12 protein-coding genes are annotated in these 14,525 nt (G+C 43.1%); 11 read left to right on the top strand and 1 reads right to left on the bottom strand.

The genetic code is table 11. The features are described from left to right. Window positions 1-231: 231 nt before the first annotated feature. Together AC3CKG_RS25725 and AC3CKG_RS25720 are read left to right on the top strand one after the other, a co-directional pair. A complete protein-coding gene (locus AC3CKG_RS25725) occupies window positions 232-1,629 on the top strand; it encodes a hypothetical protein (RefSeq protein WP_488529982.1) in 1,398 nt (465 codons plus the stop codon). A 4-nt stretch (window positions 1,630-1,633) separates the two neighbouring features. Next, entirely contained in the window at window positions 1,634-2,002 is a 369-nt protein-coding gene (locus AC3CKG_RS25720) for a hypothetical protein (RefSeq protein ID WP_102479431.1), read from the top strand. 207 nt (window positions 2,003-2,209) lie between these two features. Here AC3CKG_RS25720 and AC3CKG_RS25715 read toward each other — a convergent pair whose 3' ends face one another. Further along, window positions 2,210-2,761 carry a recombinase family protein gene (locus tag AC3CKG_RS25715; protein WP_488529983.1) on the bottom strand — a complete coding sequence of 184 codons (552 nt, stop codon included), beginning with the start codon at window positions 2,759-2,761 and terminating at the stop codon, window positions 2,210-2,212. A 156-nt stretch (window positions 2,762-2,917) separates the two neighbouring features. Here AC3CKG_RS25715 and AC3CKG_RS25710 point away from each other — a divergent pair, with 156 nt between their 5' ends. From AC3CKG_RS25710 to topB, 9 genes are all read left to right on the top strand, one after another. Then, a complete protein-coding gene (locus AC3CKG_RS25710; protein WP_488529984.1) occupies window positions 2,918-5,938 on the top strand; it encodes a Tn3 family transposase in 3,021 nt (1,006 codons plus the stop codon). A 137-nt stretch (window positions 5,939-6,075) separates the two neighbouring features. After that, complete coding sequence (locus tag AC3CKG_RS25705; RefSeq protein WP_488530085.1) at window positions 6,076-6,348, top strand: hypothetical protein; 273 nt, start codon at window positions 6,076-6,078, stop codon at window positions 6,346-6,348. Next, a complete protein-coding gene (locus tag AC3CKG_RS25700; protein WP_488530084.1) occupies window positions 6,341-6,895 on the top strand; it encodes a hypothetical protein in 555 nt (184 codons plus the stop codon). The genes AC3CKG_RS25705 and AC3CKG_RS25700 overlap by 8 nt, the downstream gene beginning before the upstream one ends. Beyond that, window positions 6,885-7,133 (top strand): hypothetical protein, encoded by a 249-nt coding sequence (locus AC3CKG_RS25695; protein WP_488530083.1) that lies wholly within the window; start codon window positions 6,885-6,887, stop codon window positions 7,131-7,133. Before AC3CKG_RS25700 ends, AC3CKG_RS25695 begins: the two co-directional genes overlap by 11 nt. A gap of 26 nt (window positions 7,134-7,159) precedes the next feature. Next, window positions 7,160-7,567 (top strand): H-NS family histone-like protein, encoded by a 408-nt coding sequence (locus AC3CKG_RS25690; protein WP_488530082.1) that lies wholly within the window; start codon window positions 7,160-7,162, stop codon window positions 7,565-7,567. 1,017 nt (window positions 7,568-8,584) lie between these two features. Continuing rightward, complete coding sequence (locus AC3CKG_RS25685; RefSeq protein WP_372246955.1) at window positions 8,585-10,741, top strand: type IV secretion system DNA-binding domain-containing protein; 2,157 nt, start codon at window positions 8,585-8,587, stop codon at window positions 10,739-10,741. 14 nt (window positions 10,742-10,755) lie between these two features. Further along, window positions 10,756-11,298: a hypothetical protein gene (locus tag AC3CKG_RS25680; protein ID WP_102461245.1), complete on the top strand. Its 543-nt coding sequence runs from the start codon at window positions 10,756-10,758 to the stop codon at window positions 11,296-11,298. Beyond that, window positions 11,291-12,025 carry a MarR family transcriptional regulator gene (gene mobC, locus AC3CKG_RS25675; protein WP_099166448.1) on the top strand — a complete coding sequence of 245 codons (735 nt, stop codon included), beginning with the start codon at window positions 11,291-11,293 and terminating at the stop codon, window positions 12,023-12,025. The genes AC3CKG_RS25680 and mobC overlap by 8 nt, the downstream gene beginning before the upstream one ends. A 62-nt stretch (window positions 12,026-12,087) precedes the next feature. Beyond that, window positions 12,088-14,304: a DNA topoisomerase III gene (topB, locus tag AC3CKG_RS25670; protein WP_372246951.1), complete on the top strand. Its 2,217-nt coding sequence runs from the start codon at window positions 12,088-12,090 to the stop codon at window positions 14,302-14,304. Window positions 14,305-14,525: the final 221 nt, after the last annotated feature.

The raw sequence follows: 14,525 nt of genomic DNA, 5'->3' as shown, positions 1-14,525 counted from the left end.
TCATTTCAGCAATGAATAAGATGGCGAGCTGAATATCTTCAATTTATTGCCGAGAGTGACCGTGTCGCTCGTTAGTTCGCTGTTATTAACATTCGATTTTTCACTATGAGCCTTTGGCTAGTCAAAATGTCATTTAAAGCAGTGAATTGACCAAAACGCCTTTCTAGGAATAATAAACACCTGAAATTATTGGTATGCTCATTACTGAATATAATAATGAGCAACTGACTGATGGCTAAAGACAATTACCCTTTCCCTCATTCCCGGTCGATGTATTGGTCTGATCCAAGTACGACGACAACCTATAATGAAGCGGTCGCCATGTTTGAGGCGCAAACCGAACAACAACAAAAGATGATGAAAAACCCTATCGTCGCGCCTAAAACTCAAACATTGATAGACCAAAAGCAAGCGCAAGCTGAAACTGTTGCGAAAATGAGACAAGAGACGGCCTCCTTCGCTCCTAGCTCCTCTCCTTCTCCGAGTTTAGGGAGTATACCCACGTCTTCCCCTCTAGCGTCTCCAGAACGGAATGTTCTCTCTGAAATTCCTACCGAGGTTTGTCTCGATAATGTGTTTATGCTTGGTTGGTATCAGGTTGAAGAAACAGGGCAACTAGATTTGATGTGGGATGGGCTCTTTACCCCAGAGACTTCTCAGAAAACAATCAATTTCATTAAAGGTCAGAATCGACATTTGAATTCTTATGTAAGGCAGGGAGAGATAGTTGTTCTACCGACAATGAAACCTGTTGAGGAGAAAGATAAGCAAGCTCTCAAGGATTTAAAAGAGGAGGCTCAAGCCGCGAGTACTGAACTGGCTAAGCTGAACAATGAAGAAGTGGCGACATTGCATCGTCACTTTGATTTATTCTCCCATCAGTTAGAAAAACGCATCAGAGAGGATGGATTACCGAGTGATTATTATGCTCAGGTGTCTACTGGCGTTGGGGCTACGGCTGCGATTGTTGAGCAGAACTTAAAGAACATCCAAAATGTTGTTTTAGAGATTAATGATTTGTATGCGTCACAAGTGGCTATGGCGAGCCGAACCGGTGGAATGAATTACGGTTCGTTTATCGCAGAGCGAGCGACGTTATTTCAAAAGTTGGACGGCTCGTTTGCGATGCTCTCCAAGCGCAGTGTCCAAATCCCAGCTTATCGTCAGGTTAAGCGTAATTTAAAGCTCTCCACTAAATCGGTAATTCATCACGCGGATGAAATATTGAAATCGGGTTTTGTGCCAAGTCTTGGAAAGAAAACCGCGAATATTGCTAAGGGTATCTCTGCTGCGAGAGGGTTAGGTTATATCGGTCTAGGTATTGGCGTTGCGAGTGGCGTAGACAGCATTTATGAAGCTTGCAAAGTAGGCGGCTCTGGCGAATGCGGAAAGACAACGACCCGTGAAGTTTGGGGGTTTATTGGTGGTTGGTATGGAGGGGTTAAAGGAGGCTCTGTCGGTGTTGGCATTGCTTTGGCTGTTGCTGTGACGGCATCCGCCCCTGTGCTGGCTATTGCTGTTATTAGTGGTGCTGTTGTTGGCGGTGCTGTAGGTGGCGTTGCGGGAGCTGCATCAGGTAAAGCCTTAGGTGACTTTATATACGAAAGTGTTGAAGAAGCTTTGGAGTAAATAAGTGTTGAATTGGTTAGTGGTTATTTTGGGAGCTTATGCTACCGCTTGGGCTGTTCCAGCAGTTATTATGAACGCTATCGTGTCTTTAGGTAGCTTTAAGCATATTATTTTTATTGATCAGCAGCTAGCAAAAGACCTAGATAAATATTATGACGAAAAAGGCTATATGCGGCCTAGATATCAAGCATCTTGGGAGATTGGTAGTCGCTGTTTTGATTATTGGGTTAAGTATCCATTTATTCGTAAACGATCCACCACTGACTCTGTAAAGTTTAAGGTATTTATGTGGATTAATACATTAGGAATGTGGAGTGTGATTATGGTTTGTTTTTTAGCTTTTATTAAAAGAGGGCTAGGTATTTCATTCTGATTTAACTTAAATGCTTTAGTGCATATAAATAACCCCTCAAACAAGCGCAAGTTCACTACTTGCGCTACTCCCAACAGATCAGTAAAGACCTTATTGAAATATAACGAAGGATAGAACATAGCTGTCAGCCTTTATAAATAAAGGGCTGACAGCTTACATTAGACTTTTCGCTAAAATGGGCGCAAACCCCATCAATGTAAAATTACCTCATGAAATGTCGTTTAATATCTTATAAACCGTTGACCTAGCAATTTTTAATTGACGTGCAATTTGCGTAGCTCCAATGCCACCTTTATATAAATCATGTACTTGTTTTCTATCAATAGAGCGTTTACGACCAAACTTAATTCCTTTTAGCCTAGCTTCTTGCCGCCCCTCATTCGTTCGCTCCAATATTCTTTGTCGTTCAGCTTGGGCTACGGCGGATAAGATGGTGACCACCATCTTTCCCATTTCGCCTTCAGTGCTGATCCCATCATCTAAAAACTTGATGGCCACACCTATACCATCAAATATTTTTATCAAACTGATCATATCCGCGGTATCACGACCTAATCGGTCCAACTTTTTGACTAGAATCACATCACCTTCTTCCACTTTCATTTGAAGTAATTTGAGTCCTTTCCTCTGATGGCTACTGCCGGAAGCTTTGTCGCTAAAAATTCTACTCGGTTTCACGCCTGCACTTTTTAGCGCCTTAATTTGAATATCGAGTGATTGTTGATTGGTCGATACGCGAGCATACCCAAATAACCTCAAAACTGTCTCCTATATCGAATAGTAGACACTTCTTGTCTACTATTCGATTTTGTCGATTAAATAGACACTTATAAGCATCTGTTTTATGGTGTCTTCTAAATTATAACATTTCGGACAGTTGCGAGATTGTTAATTTTGAATCTGTGGGGAAAGAGTATGCCAGTAGATTTTTTGACCGATGAACAAAAGCAAAACTATGGGTGTTACGCTGCTGAGCCAAATGATGTTCAACTGGCTCGTTACTTTCATCTTGATGAGAGAGATCTGGCATTTATCCAGCAGTGTCGTGGGAAGCACAACCGGCTAGGTATTGCACTGCAACTGACCACTGTTCGGTTTCTCGGTACGTTCGTTACCGACTTAGCTCCGATTTACCCCAGTGTAAAACAGTTTGTCGCGAAACAAATTGGAGTCCGTCACACACAAGTGCTAATGCGTTATGCTCTACGCCCCACAACTCATCGTGAACATACCTTTCTAATTAAAGAGCATTACGGTTATCGTAATTTTGGTAGTTTTCCTTGGTCCTTTCGTTTAAAGAGGCAACTATTCACTCGAGCATGGTTGAGTAATGAACGTCCAGGGCTCATGTTTGATTTTGCTACCGCTTGGTTACTTCAAAATAAGGTGTTGCTACCTGGCGCCACAACATTAGTTCGCTTAATTAGTGAAATTAGAGAGCGAGCACAAAAAAGGCTTTGGAAGCAATTGGCTTCTCTTCCTACCCAATGGCAAAGCGCTCAGCTGCTTGAGTTATTGGAAGTTCCAGAGGGGCTGCGTTTATCACGACTTGAATTATTAAGAAAAGGACCCACCAATATTAGTGGTCCTTCCGTTCTGAGCGCGCTCTCTCAATATTCTACTCTACGTAACTTAGAAATTTCTAAACTGAATTTTACAGGCCTTCCCCTTATACAACTTCGTAATTTGGCTCGCTATGCGGGGATGGTTTCTGTTAAGTATATTTCTCGAATGCCAGAGGAACGAAAACTTGCCGTGTTAACTGCTTTTGTCAAAGCACAAGAGATCATTGCTTTGGATGATGCCATTGATGTACTTGATATGTTGATCACTGACATCACACGTGAAGCAAAAAAAATCGGTCAAAAAAAGCGACTGAGGACATTAAAAGATCTTGATAGAGCGGCTCTGCTTTTAGCAAGAGCCTGTTCTGTTTTATTTGATGAAAATACAGATGACGAGATGCTTAGAAAGTCGATATTTAAGCGAGTATCGGAAGAGAACTTACTTAAGTCTGTAGAAAAAATAAATGAGATCGCTCGCCCACAAAACAACTATTTCTATGACGAAATGGTTGAACAATATGGGCGCGTCAAACGTTTTTTACCGACAGTTTTAGAGGAACTTCATTTTTCAGCGGTTACCGCTGGGGAGAACATGCTGGAAAGTATCCACTATCTTACTGAGCTAAAAAAGACCAAAAAGAGATTTTTAGATGGAGCGCCTGAGCACATAGTTAAAGCATCATGGAAAAGGCTCGTATACGATGGTGACGGCCGCACCCAGCGTGCTGGTTACTCTTTGTGTTTCTTAGAGCGTTTGCAAGACTCATTGCGTCGCAGAGATGTCTGGGTAACTGATAGTGACCGTTGGGGAAACCCCAGAGAAAAGCTCTTGCATGGTGAGGCGTGGCAAGCTCAACGGGTTCCTGTTTGTCGGGCACTTGGCCACTCAACTAATGGTCACGAAGCCATGCAGCAGCTCGCGAGACAATTGGATGAAACATGGAGAGAAGTTGCTGAAAGGTTTGATGAAAACACAGAAGTTAGTATCTGTACCGATGGCAAGCACCCATCTTTGACCATTATGAATTTAGATAAACTAGAAGAGCCTCTGTCATTAAAGGCACTCAACCATCGAGTCAAACAATTGATCCCGCCAGTCGATTTAACGGAGTTATTATTAGAAGTTGATGCTTGGACAGGTTTTACGCAAGAATTTACCCACGTAAGAGAGTCCGAAGCGAGAGCTCAAGGTTTACACATAAGTGTATGTGCAGTGTTGATGGCTGAAGCTTGCAATATCGGTCTTGAACCACTGATCAAATCCAATGTTCCTGCCTTAACTCGTCACAGATTAAGTTGGGTTAAACAAAATTACGTTCGAGCTGAAACATTAACTAATGCGAATACTAGACTCGTTAATTTCCATATAAAACAACCGTTGACAAGTGCTTGGGGAGACGGAAATGTAGCTTCCGCAGATGGAATGCGTTTAATAGCCTCCGCAAAAACAGTAAATGCAGGTCCGAACCGAAAGTTCTTTGGCTCTGGACGTGGAATTACTTGGTACAATTTCATATCAGATAAATATTCTGGCTTTCATGGAATTGTGGTGACGGGAACGTTACGAGACTCACTTTATGTATTGGAAGGAATACTTGAGCAACAGACGGGGCTCAACCCAACTGAGATCATGACAGATACTGCTGGCGCTAGCGATATTATATTTGGTTTATTCTGGCTGTTAGGGTATCAGTTCTCCCCTCGATTGGCTGATGCAGGAGAGGCGGTATTTTGGCGAGTAGACAAGTTTGCTGATTATGGTCTGTTAGATGATTTAGCTCGAAGCTGCACGGATCTTTCAAAAGCCGAAGAACAGTGGGATGAAATGATGCGAACCGCTGGATCGTTGAAGCTTGGCACCATTCGGGCATCCGAATTGGTTCGCTCTTTGCTCAAGAGCAGCCGTCCATCAGGCTTAGCTCAAGGCATTATGGACGTTGGCAGAGTAAACAAAACATTGTACTTGCTTAATTATATAGACGATGAAGATTATCGTCGCAGGATTTTAACACAACTCAATAGGGGAGAAGGTCGGCACGCAGTCGCTAGAGCAGTTTGCTATGGTCAACGTGGAGAAATCAAAAAGCGTTATCGAGAGGGGCAAGAAGATCAGCTAGGCGCTTTAGGCATCGTTACCAATGCCATCGTGTTATGGAACACTCTCTATATGCAGGAAGCATTAAATTGGAAGCGGTCCAATAATGAAGAAATTATAGAAGAAGATATTTCTCGGTTATCCCCACTAATATACAAGCATATCAATATGTTAGGTCATTATACCTTTACGTTGCCGGAAGACTTAGAGAAAGGAGAGTTAAGATCCTTGAACGTTGGTGAAGGTGATAAAAACCGAGTCGAATTCGAATTGTAGTAGATTAAAAATCAATGACTTAACCCTCTAAACGTACACTTTCGTTCCGTTGGACCTCAAACCCCTTTACCGGTGACGAAGAGAAAGGGTTATTCAATCAAAAGAGATTTGCACTGACCTGTCGTTACTTTAATCGATTGTTAGCCTCCATCCCAAAAGAAGATCAGGACATCTACTTTGAACAAGGTGTTCCCCCTTGCTTTCACGGCATCACATTAGATAAGAACGGTTTAACTCGTAGCTTTTACTACAAACGAGGGGATTCTTGGGATAGCCGAGTGCAATATCAACTTACTGATGAACAAATGCCAAAACCGATGATGGCGTGTCTCATTGACTATGCAATGTGCTCTGGAGTTATCGACTTTAACGAAGACAAAAGTAGACTGCCGGAGGATACCTATGAATAAGTTATCCATCCAAAAGTTCGCTCTAAAGCTGCTTCAAAAACTTCATATTGTCGCCCCTAATTTAATCTCAAGCTCACATGAAGCGAAATCGTTAAATAGTTCCTTAGTCATACCAACGATATTAGTAGACGCGTCACCAGTCGTAGATCTTCATTGTGAAGACTGGGAGAGAGCAAAGCCAACAACAGGAAAGTATGAAAATTGCCTCCTTAATACACTGGCCTTTCAAGTTGTTCGAGTTCGCAGCCTTATAGTCGAAGCTTTACTGAGATATACGGTCAACCTAGATGATCTAGATAGCGAAGTCTTGAATAGTATCATCGAGACTGGTTGGAAAACCTCAGATGTAATCGAGCACATAGCTAAAGAAGCGGTTGATGGTCAACTCTCTCCGAGCCGCCTTATTCAAGATTTAGAAACTGCGGATTATCTATTAAATAAATTTGAATCAATACTAAAAACTTCACCTTCTCATCTACCGAGTTGCGATGAAATAAACGCTTTAAAGCAAGATCTTTTAATTAGGAAGAAGACCTATGAAACATAAAAAAACTGTCGGGATTACTTTTAATGAATCTCTTGTAAACGTTCATAATGAATTCGAAAATCAAGGGCTGAGTAAGCCATTTGTTATCACCGTACCTGATGATATTAACCCAGACATGCTCAGTAAAATGATCTGCACTGAACTCCCCAAAGGACGGCCAATAGTTATCTATAGCAACAGTTTGTTTCCAGATAACACTCCTAAACTCACTCACATTGCTCCTCTCTCAATTCAATAGCTCAATACACGTTAAAGGAATGTTCAATGCAAGACATCATCAAGAAACTCAGCAATAAACGACAAGCGAATGTGTTTTTTAAAGACACCGAGTTAACACAACTCACTCGCATTATAGAGACACTGCAAAGCGTCAAAGATGAGAAGGAACTGAACACTCAACTAGAAGCGGAAGCCGAAGAAAAAGAGCGCCAAGAATTGGAAGCTATACGCACTCAAATTCTTGAAAAGGGGCTCAACTTTGACAAGTTAGCGTCGCTAATGAAGCCCTCCAAGAAACCCCGTAAAGTAAAAAAGTCGTCCACTGAAAAAACGAAACCTTGTTACATTTTTGACGATAACAAACGTTGGAATGGTGAAGGTGAAGTACCACAAGAGCTGCAAAGTCTGCTTGATGAAGGTTACGAGTTGGCCGATTTTTTACAATCTGAGTAACACCAAATCTTGTCAACATCCTCCCTTACCACACACAAGATTTTCGACTTTTCACTTCCTATTCAACTCGCACAACTTTGCTTTGACTTCACGTCAAAGTACTTCCTTGCGTCACCGTTTAATGCCGACTTTCTGATTCTTTCAATCCCCTAGGATTGTTAAAGAAAGCAGAAAGTCAGACGCATTAAGAGGGCGCAAAAAACCAAACCGACAACAACGAACGAGAACGACGAAGTGGGTATTCGGGCATTCCATGCCCCCACGTAGGCGTTTGACTGAGGCGTTGAAGGTGAAGGTTTTTGCTACGTGAAGAGTCTCAAGCTCCGCTTGAAGCGAATCCGTAGCCCTAGTTCAAAAATCATTCCCGCGCCCCCTTTAGGGGAAACGAGCGCCCCCTCTGCGGGGAGGCCATCAGGACTCGGGAATGACTTTTTTTTGAATGCAAAGGCGTTCAGCCGGAGCACTTCAAGCAAGGGAGCCCCGACCGCAGATTGAAGCGAAAGAGCGTCAAGCAAGGGAGCCCACGACCGCAGATTGACGTGGGGGAGCCGAAACAAAACGCCCGCGTCCAGCGGAATAGCGAGACCTCTCCAGAGGTCGATTTTTGTTTTGGGGGCTTGCCCCCGAAAACCGTTGAGCAGGCGAGACCAAGCATCTTAGGTTAGTTGAAAAGGAGGAATTTGAGCAAAGGAGCTTGCGACCGCCAAATGAGGACTATTTCACCTTCCTAAAGTGCTTGGTCTCGCGTAGCGATACGGTTTTCGGCTTCTTTTGCTCTTAGATTGGAAAGTAAAGTTTGAGGACGTTCAGGACGAGGGCTTTATTTTCTAATCCATTGAAAAAACGCAGTTTTGTAAATGATTATCCCTTTAGGGATAACCCGCTGAGTTTTCGTCCAGAAAACGATTTAGGGCGCTTTTCCGATATACAGAACCGATATGTGAAACCGATATGACCATATATCAGTTTTACATATCGGTATTACATATCGGTTTTTTAGTTAATAAAAGGATAACCATGTTAGACCGCATCGAATATCAATTTTACGTTTTAGTGATGAATATCTTTTCATCGCTGTATCTGTTTACCTTTTATTGGGGGGCGCTGCTGAGCTTTTTGTCTGGCTTATTTATTCCTGTTATGTACTTCGACAAACCAGAAAGAGACGATCTCGACACGTGGTTTCGAAGGATCATCATTGCAGCCGGAGTGCTACTGTTTATCTTTGGAACACTCTCTAACTTGAGCATTCCCGCTTTGATCAATTGGGCAAAAGCGCTTCACGGTGCGCCACTCGTTAATCTCCATTACTCTCTCTCAGAGTGGCTTTTAATCCCTATCTTTGGAGCCGGTATATTTACCCACTGGTGGGGACGTCGTCACCTATCAGGCAAAATTAACCAACTCAAAATAAAGCACACCAAGCGAACCGAAGTCGCACGTGACGAACGCACCGACGTACGAAATGTTCGTGACTACTTACCCGAAACGGTGGACTACGATCCCGAAGATCACATCGATTTAAAAAAGGGCGTATTTGTCGGGTTAGACGTTAACAGACAACCGCAATATATCCCTTTAAAAGATCTGCAAAAACAACATGCCGACATTTTAGGGACGACAGGCGCAGGTAAAGGTGTGGCATCGGGTTTGATTTTGTACCAACTAATTCAAGCCGAAGAAGGCGTGTTTGTACTCGATCCAAAAAACGATGAATGGGCACCGCATCTTCTCAAAGCCGCATGCGAAAAAGCAGGTAAACCGTTTCACCTTATCGACCTTAATAGTCCGTTACCGCAACTGAATTTATTGGCGGGCGCAACCCCCGAACAGATTGAAGAACTGTTGGTTGCGGGGTTTAGCTTTGCAGAGAAAGGTGACATTGCCGACTTCTATCGAATTGACGACCGTAAAGCGGCAAGGCAATCCCCACAAAAAGCAACGGAAGAAGAGCGCGAAACGTTCACTGGCTTATTTAATTCCGCTCATGTTCAAGGAATGAAAGATACCGTTAAGGCATTCTATGGAAAGATGGAAGAACTCTCAGAGGTGAATTCTGTTAACGCCCCTGACGGTTTAAACATGCAATCCATATTTGATGAGGGCGGTTGTTGTTACATCATTGGATCACTCAGAAACGCAAAAATCATCATGACACAAAAAATGATTTTGATTCGACTGTTTCAACTCGCAGAGATGCGCGACCGCGTCAACAGCACCCCAAAGCCCATCGCCATTTTCTTGGATGAATTGAAATATCACATTTCAAAAGCGGCAATGGAAGGCTTAGGGGCAGCGCGAGATAAAGGCATTCACATGTTTTTGGCACATCAATCTGTTGCTGATTTACGAGATTGCCCTGCTGATTTAAACAGTGATGCGGTCGTCGGAGCGGTCGTAGAAAACACAAAATTTAAGTTGGTGTACAAACTTCAAGATCCCGAAACCGCCGAATGGGTAGCGAAAATGTCCGGCACTATTTTAGTGGATGATGAAAGCCGTACGGTGGAGTTAAACGCCGCCCTTACCGAAACGGTAGAAGGTCGTCGAAACATAAGGCTGGCTGAACGATACTTTGTTGATACCAACATGCTGCTCAACTTGCCGCCTTTTGTGAGTTATATATTCACAGCAACCGAAGTACCCAAACCCTCATTAATTTCCCCCATAAAAGTGAAAAAGAGCACGCTTGAAAACTTTGAGGTCGTACGACAAAGAGAATTAAAAGTCAGCGAAGAGGAGACCATAAATACAGCGACCCCCACCTCAAATCAATCCGACGAATTAACAGAAGATGCTCATCACGAACAAACGTCGACACTTCATCAAGATCTTGACGAGCCATTACCTCAGCAAAATGAAACGACTGAGACAACCGAAAGTAGCAGCACTGAGAATAGTGAGGTGGAAGACGCAATGTACAATTTTGAAGTAGTAACAAGTGACAAGATCACCAACGAAAACGATTCAGAAGAAACACAACATGACATGGCCTTTGAAACGATAAAGAAAGACACAACGAGTGGCGATGAGTCTCCCAATACAGCAAATCTCCCCCCTTCATCACCAACCAATAACCCATCAAATAAAACGCATCAACAAGAATCCCCGCAAGAAAATAAAGCCTCTGAGGACGCTTGTCATGCAGGGTTAGAAGCATTAAAAAACAGCTAAGGTAAGGAACTAACATGCACCAACTTCAATTTAAACCACTCATACACCTTTGGGATAGATCGGTTTATCAATCTGGCTCCTCTAAGTCAAAAGCTTACGACGGCCAATTTGCCATTAATGCGCTTTTCTCGGTTGAAGCATTTTCCACGAACCCCAAAAATCCCAATCCAATTTTTTGCCGAGACGCACTAGAAATATTCCTGCAAGAGATCCGCGCGGTAAGAAAAAGCATCCAGACTGAGCACTCGAAGAGAAAAAGTGAATGGGGTGATATCAATCTGGTGCCGTTTGTAGCAGAAAAACACCGCCTTGAAATGAAGATCGACGATAAACGCTTATGCCGCAGCACGGGGCTTTTATTAAAAACATTTTCATCCGCCAATGACTACCTCTTGGACTTACATCGAGCGCAACACAATGAAGAACTCTCGGACAGCGACTTCTTGGAATGTCGAGCAGCATTGCTTCAATCCATGAGTAGTTTGATTCACAGCATTGCAACCAAAAACCAAGTGTTTCATGTTGAACGTAAAAAATTGGAGGGCATAAATGAATAAAGGTATGCATATAAATGACGCTTTACTACAAGGGAAAAAACTTGAAATGAGTGTACTTTCGTTTTTGCATCAAGAGATATACAGTAACTTTGATAACTTAATGGCCCTGATTAAAATAAAGCAACCCAACCTTTCTCGGTTGTTAAAGAGAATGGTCAATAAGAGATTATTAGAAAAACATTCACTGACATTAGACACATGTAAAATTTCACTATGGGGGATAACCGACAAAGGAATACATCTAGTCGGCGACAGTGATCACGCACCAATGCACTGCTTTACACCAAGTAGAATTAGTTTAGTCACGCTTAATCACACATTAATGAACCAAAGAGTTTTCATTGCACTTAAACATTTGAATTGGACAGGTTGGACTAATGCTGACCGTCATACGTTTAAAAAAATGTATCCTATCTCTCATCGTCCCGATGCCATCGTCAGCCCACCTTCAGGAGGAATGGTTGCTATTGAGACAGAATTGACGCTCAAAACACCCATCCGATACCGCTCAATTATGAAGAGTCACATCCAAGCCAAAAGCAAAGGTTTTTGGGGGCATGTGATCTACGTGGTTCGAGATGAAGAATATAAAAAAATGCTCAACCGGCGATTTGATAACATTAAATTCATTCCCTTTGATAACTCACGTCATGACTTTGAAAAGTATCGCAGCATGGTGTCCATTTTTACCTTAGCCGAAGTCAGCCAACTCACTCAAAGTAACTAATCCCTTAAAATCTTAACTATCAGCTCTCTCGCTGAGGGCTAATGCTATCTGGAGAAAATCTTATGCGCGTATTCATCGCAGAAAAACCATCCCTGGCTACCGCCATCTTTAAAGGACTTGGCGGCAACCCAACGACCGATAAAAAAGCCGGCTATTACGAAAAAGGGAGTGACATTGTCACGTGGTGTTTTGGCCATTTGCTGTCCCTCAAAGATCCCGAAGACTACGACAGTAACCTCAAACGCTGGACACTAGACAGTCTACCGATTCAAACTCGATTCCCTCCACAATATAAACCTCGTTCCGATTCTAAAAAGCAGCTCGATACAGTGATTGGTTTCATCAAAAAAGCGGACTCGATTGTTCACGCCGGTGATCCCGATCCGGAAGGCTGCTTACTCATCGATGAAATCCTAGATCACGTTGGCAACAAGAAGCCGGTGCAACGTCTATTGATTGCTGATTTAAACGATAAACCCGTCAAAGCGGCGTTGGCCAACATGCAGCCTAATGAGAAATTCAGACCGCAGACGAACAAAGCTTTGGCACGCTCTGTTGCTGACCAATCGTTTGGATATAACCTAACGCGCTCTTATACACTCAAAGCAAGAGAGAAAGGGTTTGATAACGTTCTCAACATTGGTCGTGTCATCAGCTCTTTGGTCGGTATGGTGAATCAGCGTACCTTGGCCAACCAGAATCATGAAAAAAGCCATTATTATGAGCTCTACGGCACCTTTGATATCGAAGGATTAAAGGTAAAAGGCAAATTACAGCCCCACGATGAGCTTGAACTCGATGATAAAAGCCGAATGATTGACCGGTTTCAACTCGAAGTCATTAAGGACGCAGACAAAGGTGAAAAAGGCACCGTAGAAAAACGGGAAGTCAAAGAAGAAAAGCGTCAGCCGCCCATGCCTTTTAACTTATCCAAACTGCAAATTACGGCGTCAAAGAAGTGGGGTTACAAACCCAAAGAAACCCTCGATATTGTTCAAAAGTTGTATGAAACCCATCAATTACTGACGTACCCTCGAAGTGATAACCAATATCTATCTGAAGCGCATTTAGAGAATGCAGCCAACATCCTGAGCGCCATTCAAAAAACCAGCCCAAACCTGGCCGCATCTATCCAGTCCGTAGAACCGACCTCAACTCATAAAGCCTTTGACGGTTCAAAAATAGAAGCGCATCACGCCATCATTCCAACAGAAAAAGACGGCGTAGGCATTGCGCTGTCTGATAAGGAGAGAAACATCTATGAGCTCGTCTCTAAACACTTTGTCGGTCTGTTCTACCCTGAGTCCGTACGAGAGAAAGTGACGGTAGACATTGGTTGCTGTTTAGGGCGCATTTACCGCGCCACACAAACCACAAGACTGACACTAGGGTGGGAAACGCTTTTTAAGGGTGACAATGAAGACAAGCCCAATGACAACACCGATGATTTAAAACCTTTACAGCAAGGTGATGCCGGTGTGTGCGAAAGCCTAGACATGCTGACCAAAGAAACTCAACCGCCTAAGTACTTTGATGATGCCAGTCTTTTGAAAGCTATGACGGAAGCGGCCAAGTTTGTGCAAGATCCCGCGTTACGAAAGCAACTTGAAGCCAAAGACAAAAACACCAAAGGCGAGAACGGCTCTATTGGTACAGAGGCAACGCGAAGTGGCCACATCGAGAAGCTGGGTAGCCTCAAGCACCTCATTAGCGTGCAAAAGGAGAAAGGCTATAAGAACCCTGTCTATAAAACGACAGAATCTGGACAAGAGTTCTGTGCCTTATTGCCGCCTGAAATCATCATGCCGGATATTTCTGCGATTTGGGAGGGTGACTTAGACAAGATAGGTAAAGGACAGTACAGCGTCGCTGAGTTCGTTAAAACGGTAGACACGTATATCCATGAGCGCGTGAACCAAGTCAAAACCGAAGGGGTGCCTATCACCATTAAGGATGGGATAACCTGTCCGAGTTGTAATGAAGGGTTATTACTCAAACGAAAAGGGAAGAACGGAGCGTTTCATGCCTGCAACCGTTATCCGGATTGCAAAACCACTTTTCCTGATGATAATGGTAAACCTAACTTAAACCCCAAACCGAAAACACCTCAGCCTCAAGCCAGCGACACTGAATCCTGCCCTGAGTGCAATAAAGGGTTGATTCGTCGAGCCGGTAAACGTGAAGGTTCATTTTGGTGGGGATGCAGTGGTTTCCCCGCGTGCAAAGTTCGATTTTTTGACAAAGACGGGAATCCAGATCGGGATAAAGGCGTACTTTAATTTTAAATAGGAGTTTTATGGCAGTCTATAATATCCGCTACTTGGATAAGGAAAAAAAGACTATTAAGTCAGAAACCGTTTACATGCGATCTTTACCAGCAGCAAAAACAAGCGCCACCAATCAAGCCACAGAAAGCACCTTTAAAATAGAAATTAGCGACGTTGTCGATAAACTCCTTGCCTTTCGTTATGCGACAGGCAAGTGGGATGAAACAGAAAAA

It is taken from the genome of Vibrio sp. QJM3NY_15, assembly GCF_057785995.1.
The sequence above is the reverse complement of the archived record's forward strand: the minus strand, read 5'-3'. Positions and strand labels throughout refer to the sequence as shown.

What these genes read in the sequence shown, in the direction of transcription:
- AC3CKG_RS25695 (WP_488530083.1), top strand. Translation starts at nt 6,885, where the DNA reads ATGAAACATAAAAAAACTGTCGGGATTACTTTTAATGAATCTCTTGTA.
- AC3CKG_RS25725 (WP_488529982.1), top strand. Translation starts at nt 232, where the DNA reads ATGGCTAAAGACAATTACCCTTTCCCTCATTCCCGGTCGATGTATTGG.
- AC3CKG_RS25685 (WP_372246955.1), top strand. Translation starts at nt 8,585, where the DNA reads ATGTTAGACCGCATCGAATATCAATTTTACGTTTTAGTGATGAATATC.
- AC3CKG_RS25700 (WP_488530084.1), top strand. Translation starts at nt 6,341, where the DNA reads ATGAATAAGTTATCCATCCAAAAGTTCGCTCTAAAGCTGCTTCAAAAA.
- AC3CKG_RS25710 (WP_488529984.1), top strand. Translation starts at nt 2,918, where the DNA reads ATGCCAGTAGATTTTTTGACCGATGAACAAAAGCAAAACTATGGGTGT.
- AC3CKG_RS25680 (WP_102461245.1), top strand. Translation starts at nt 10,756, where the DNA reads ATGCACCAACTTCAATTTAAACCACTCATACACCTTTGGGATAGATCG.
- mobC (WP_099166448.1), top strand. Translation starts at nt 11,291, where the DNA reads ATGAATAAAGGTATGCATATAAATGACGCTTTACTACAAGGGAAAAAA.
- AC3CKG_RS25690 (WP_488530082.1), top strand. Translation starts at nt 7,160, where the DNA reads ATGCAAGACATCATCAAGAAACTCAGCAATAAACGACAAGCGAATGTG.
- topB (WP_372246951.1), top strand. Translation starts at nt 12,088, where the DNA reads ATGCGCGTATTCATCGCAGAAAAACCATCCCTGGCTACCGCCATCTTT.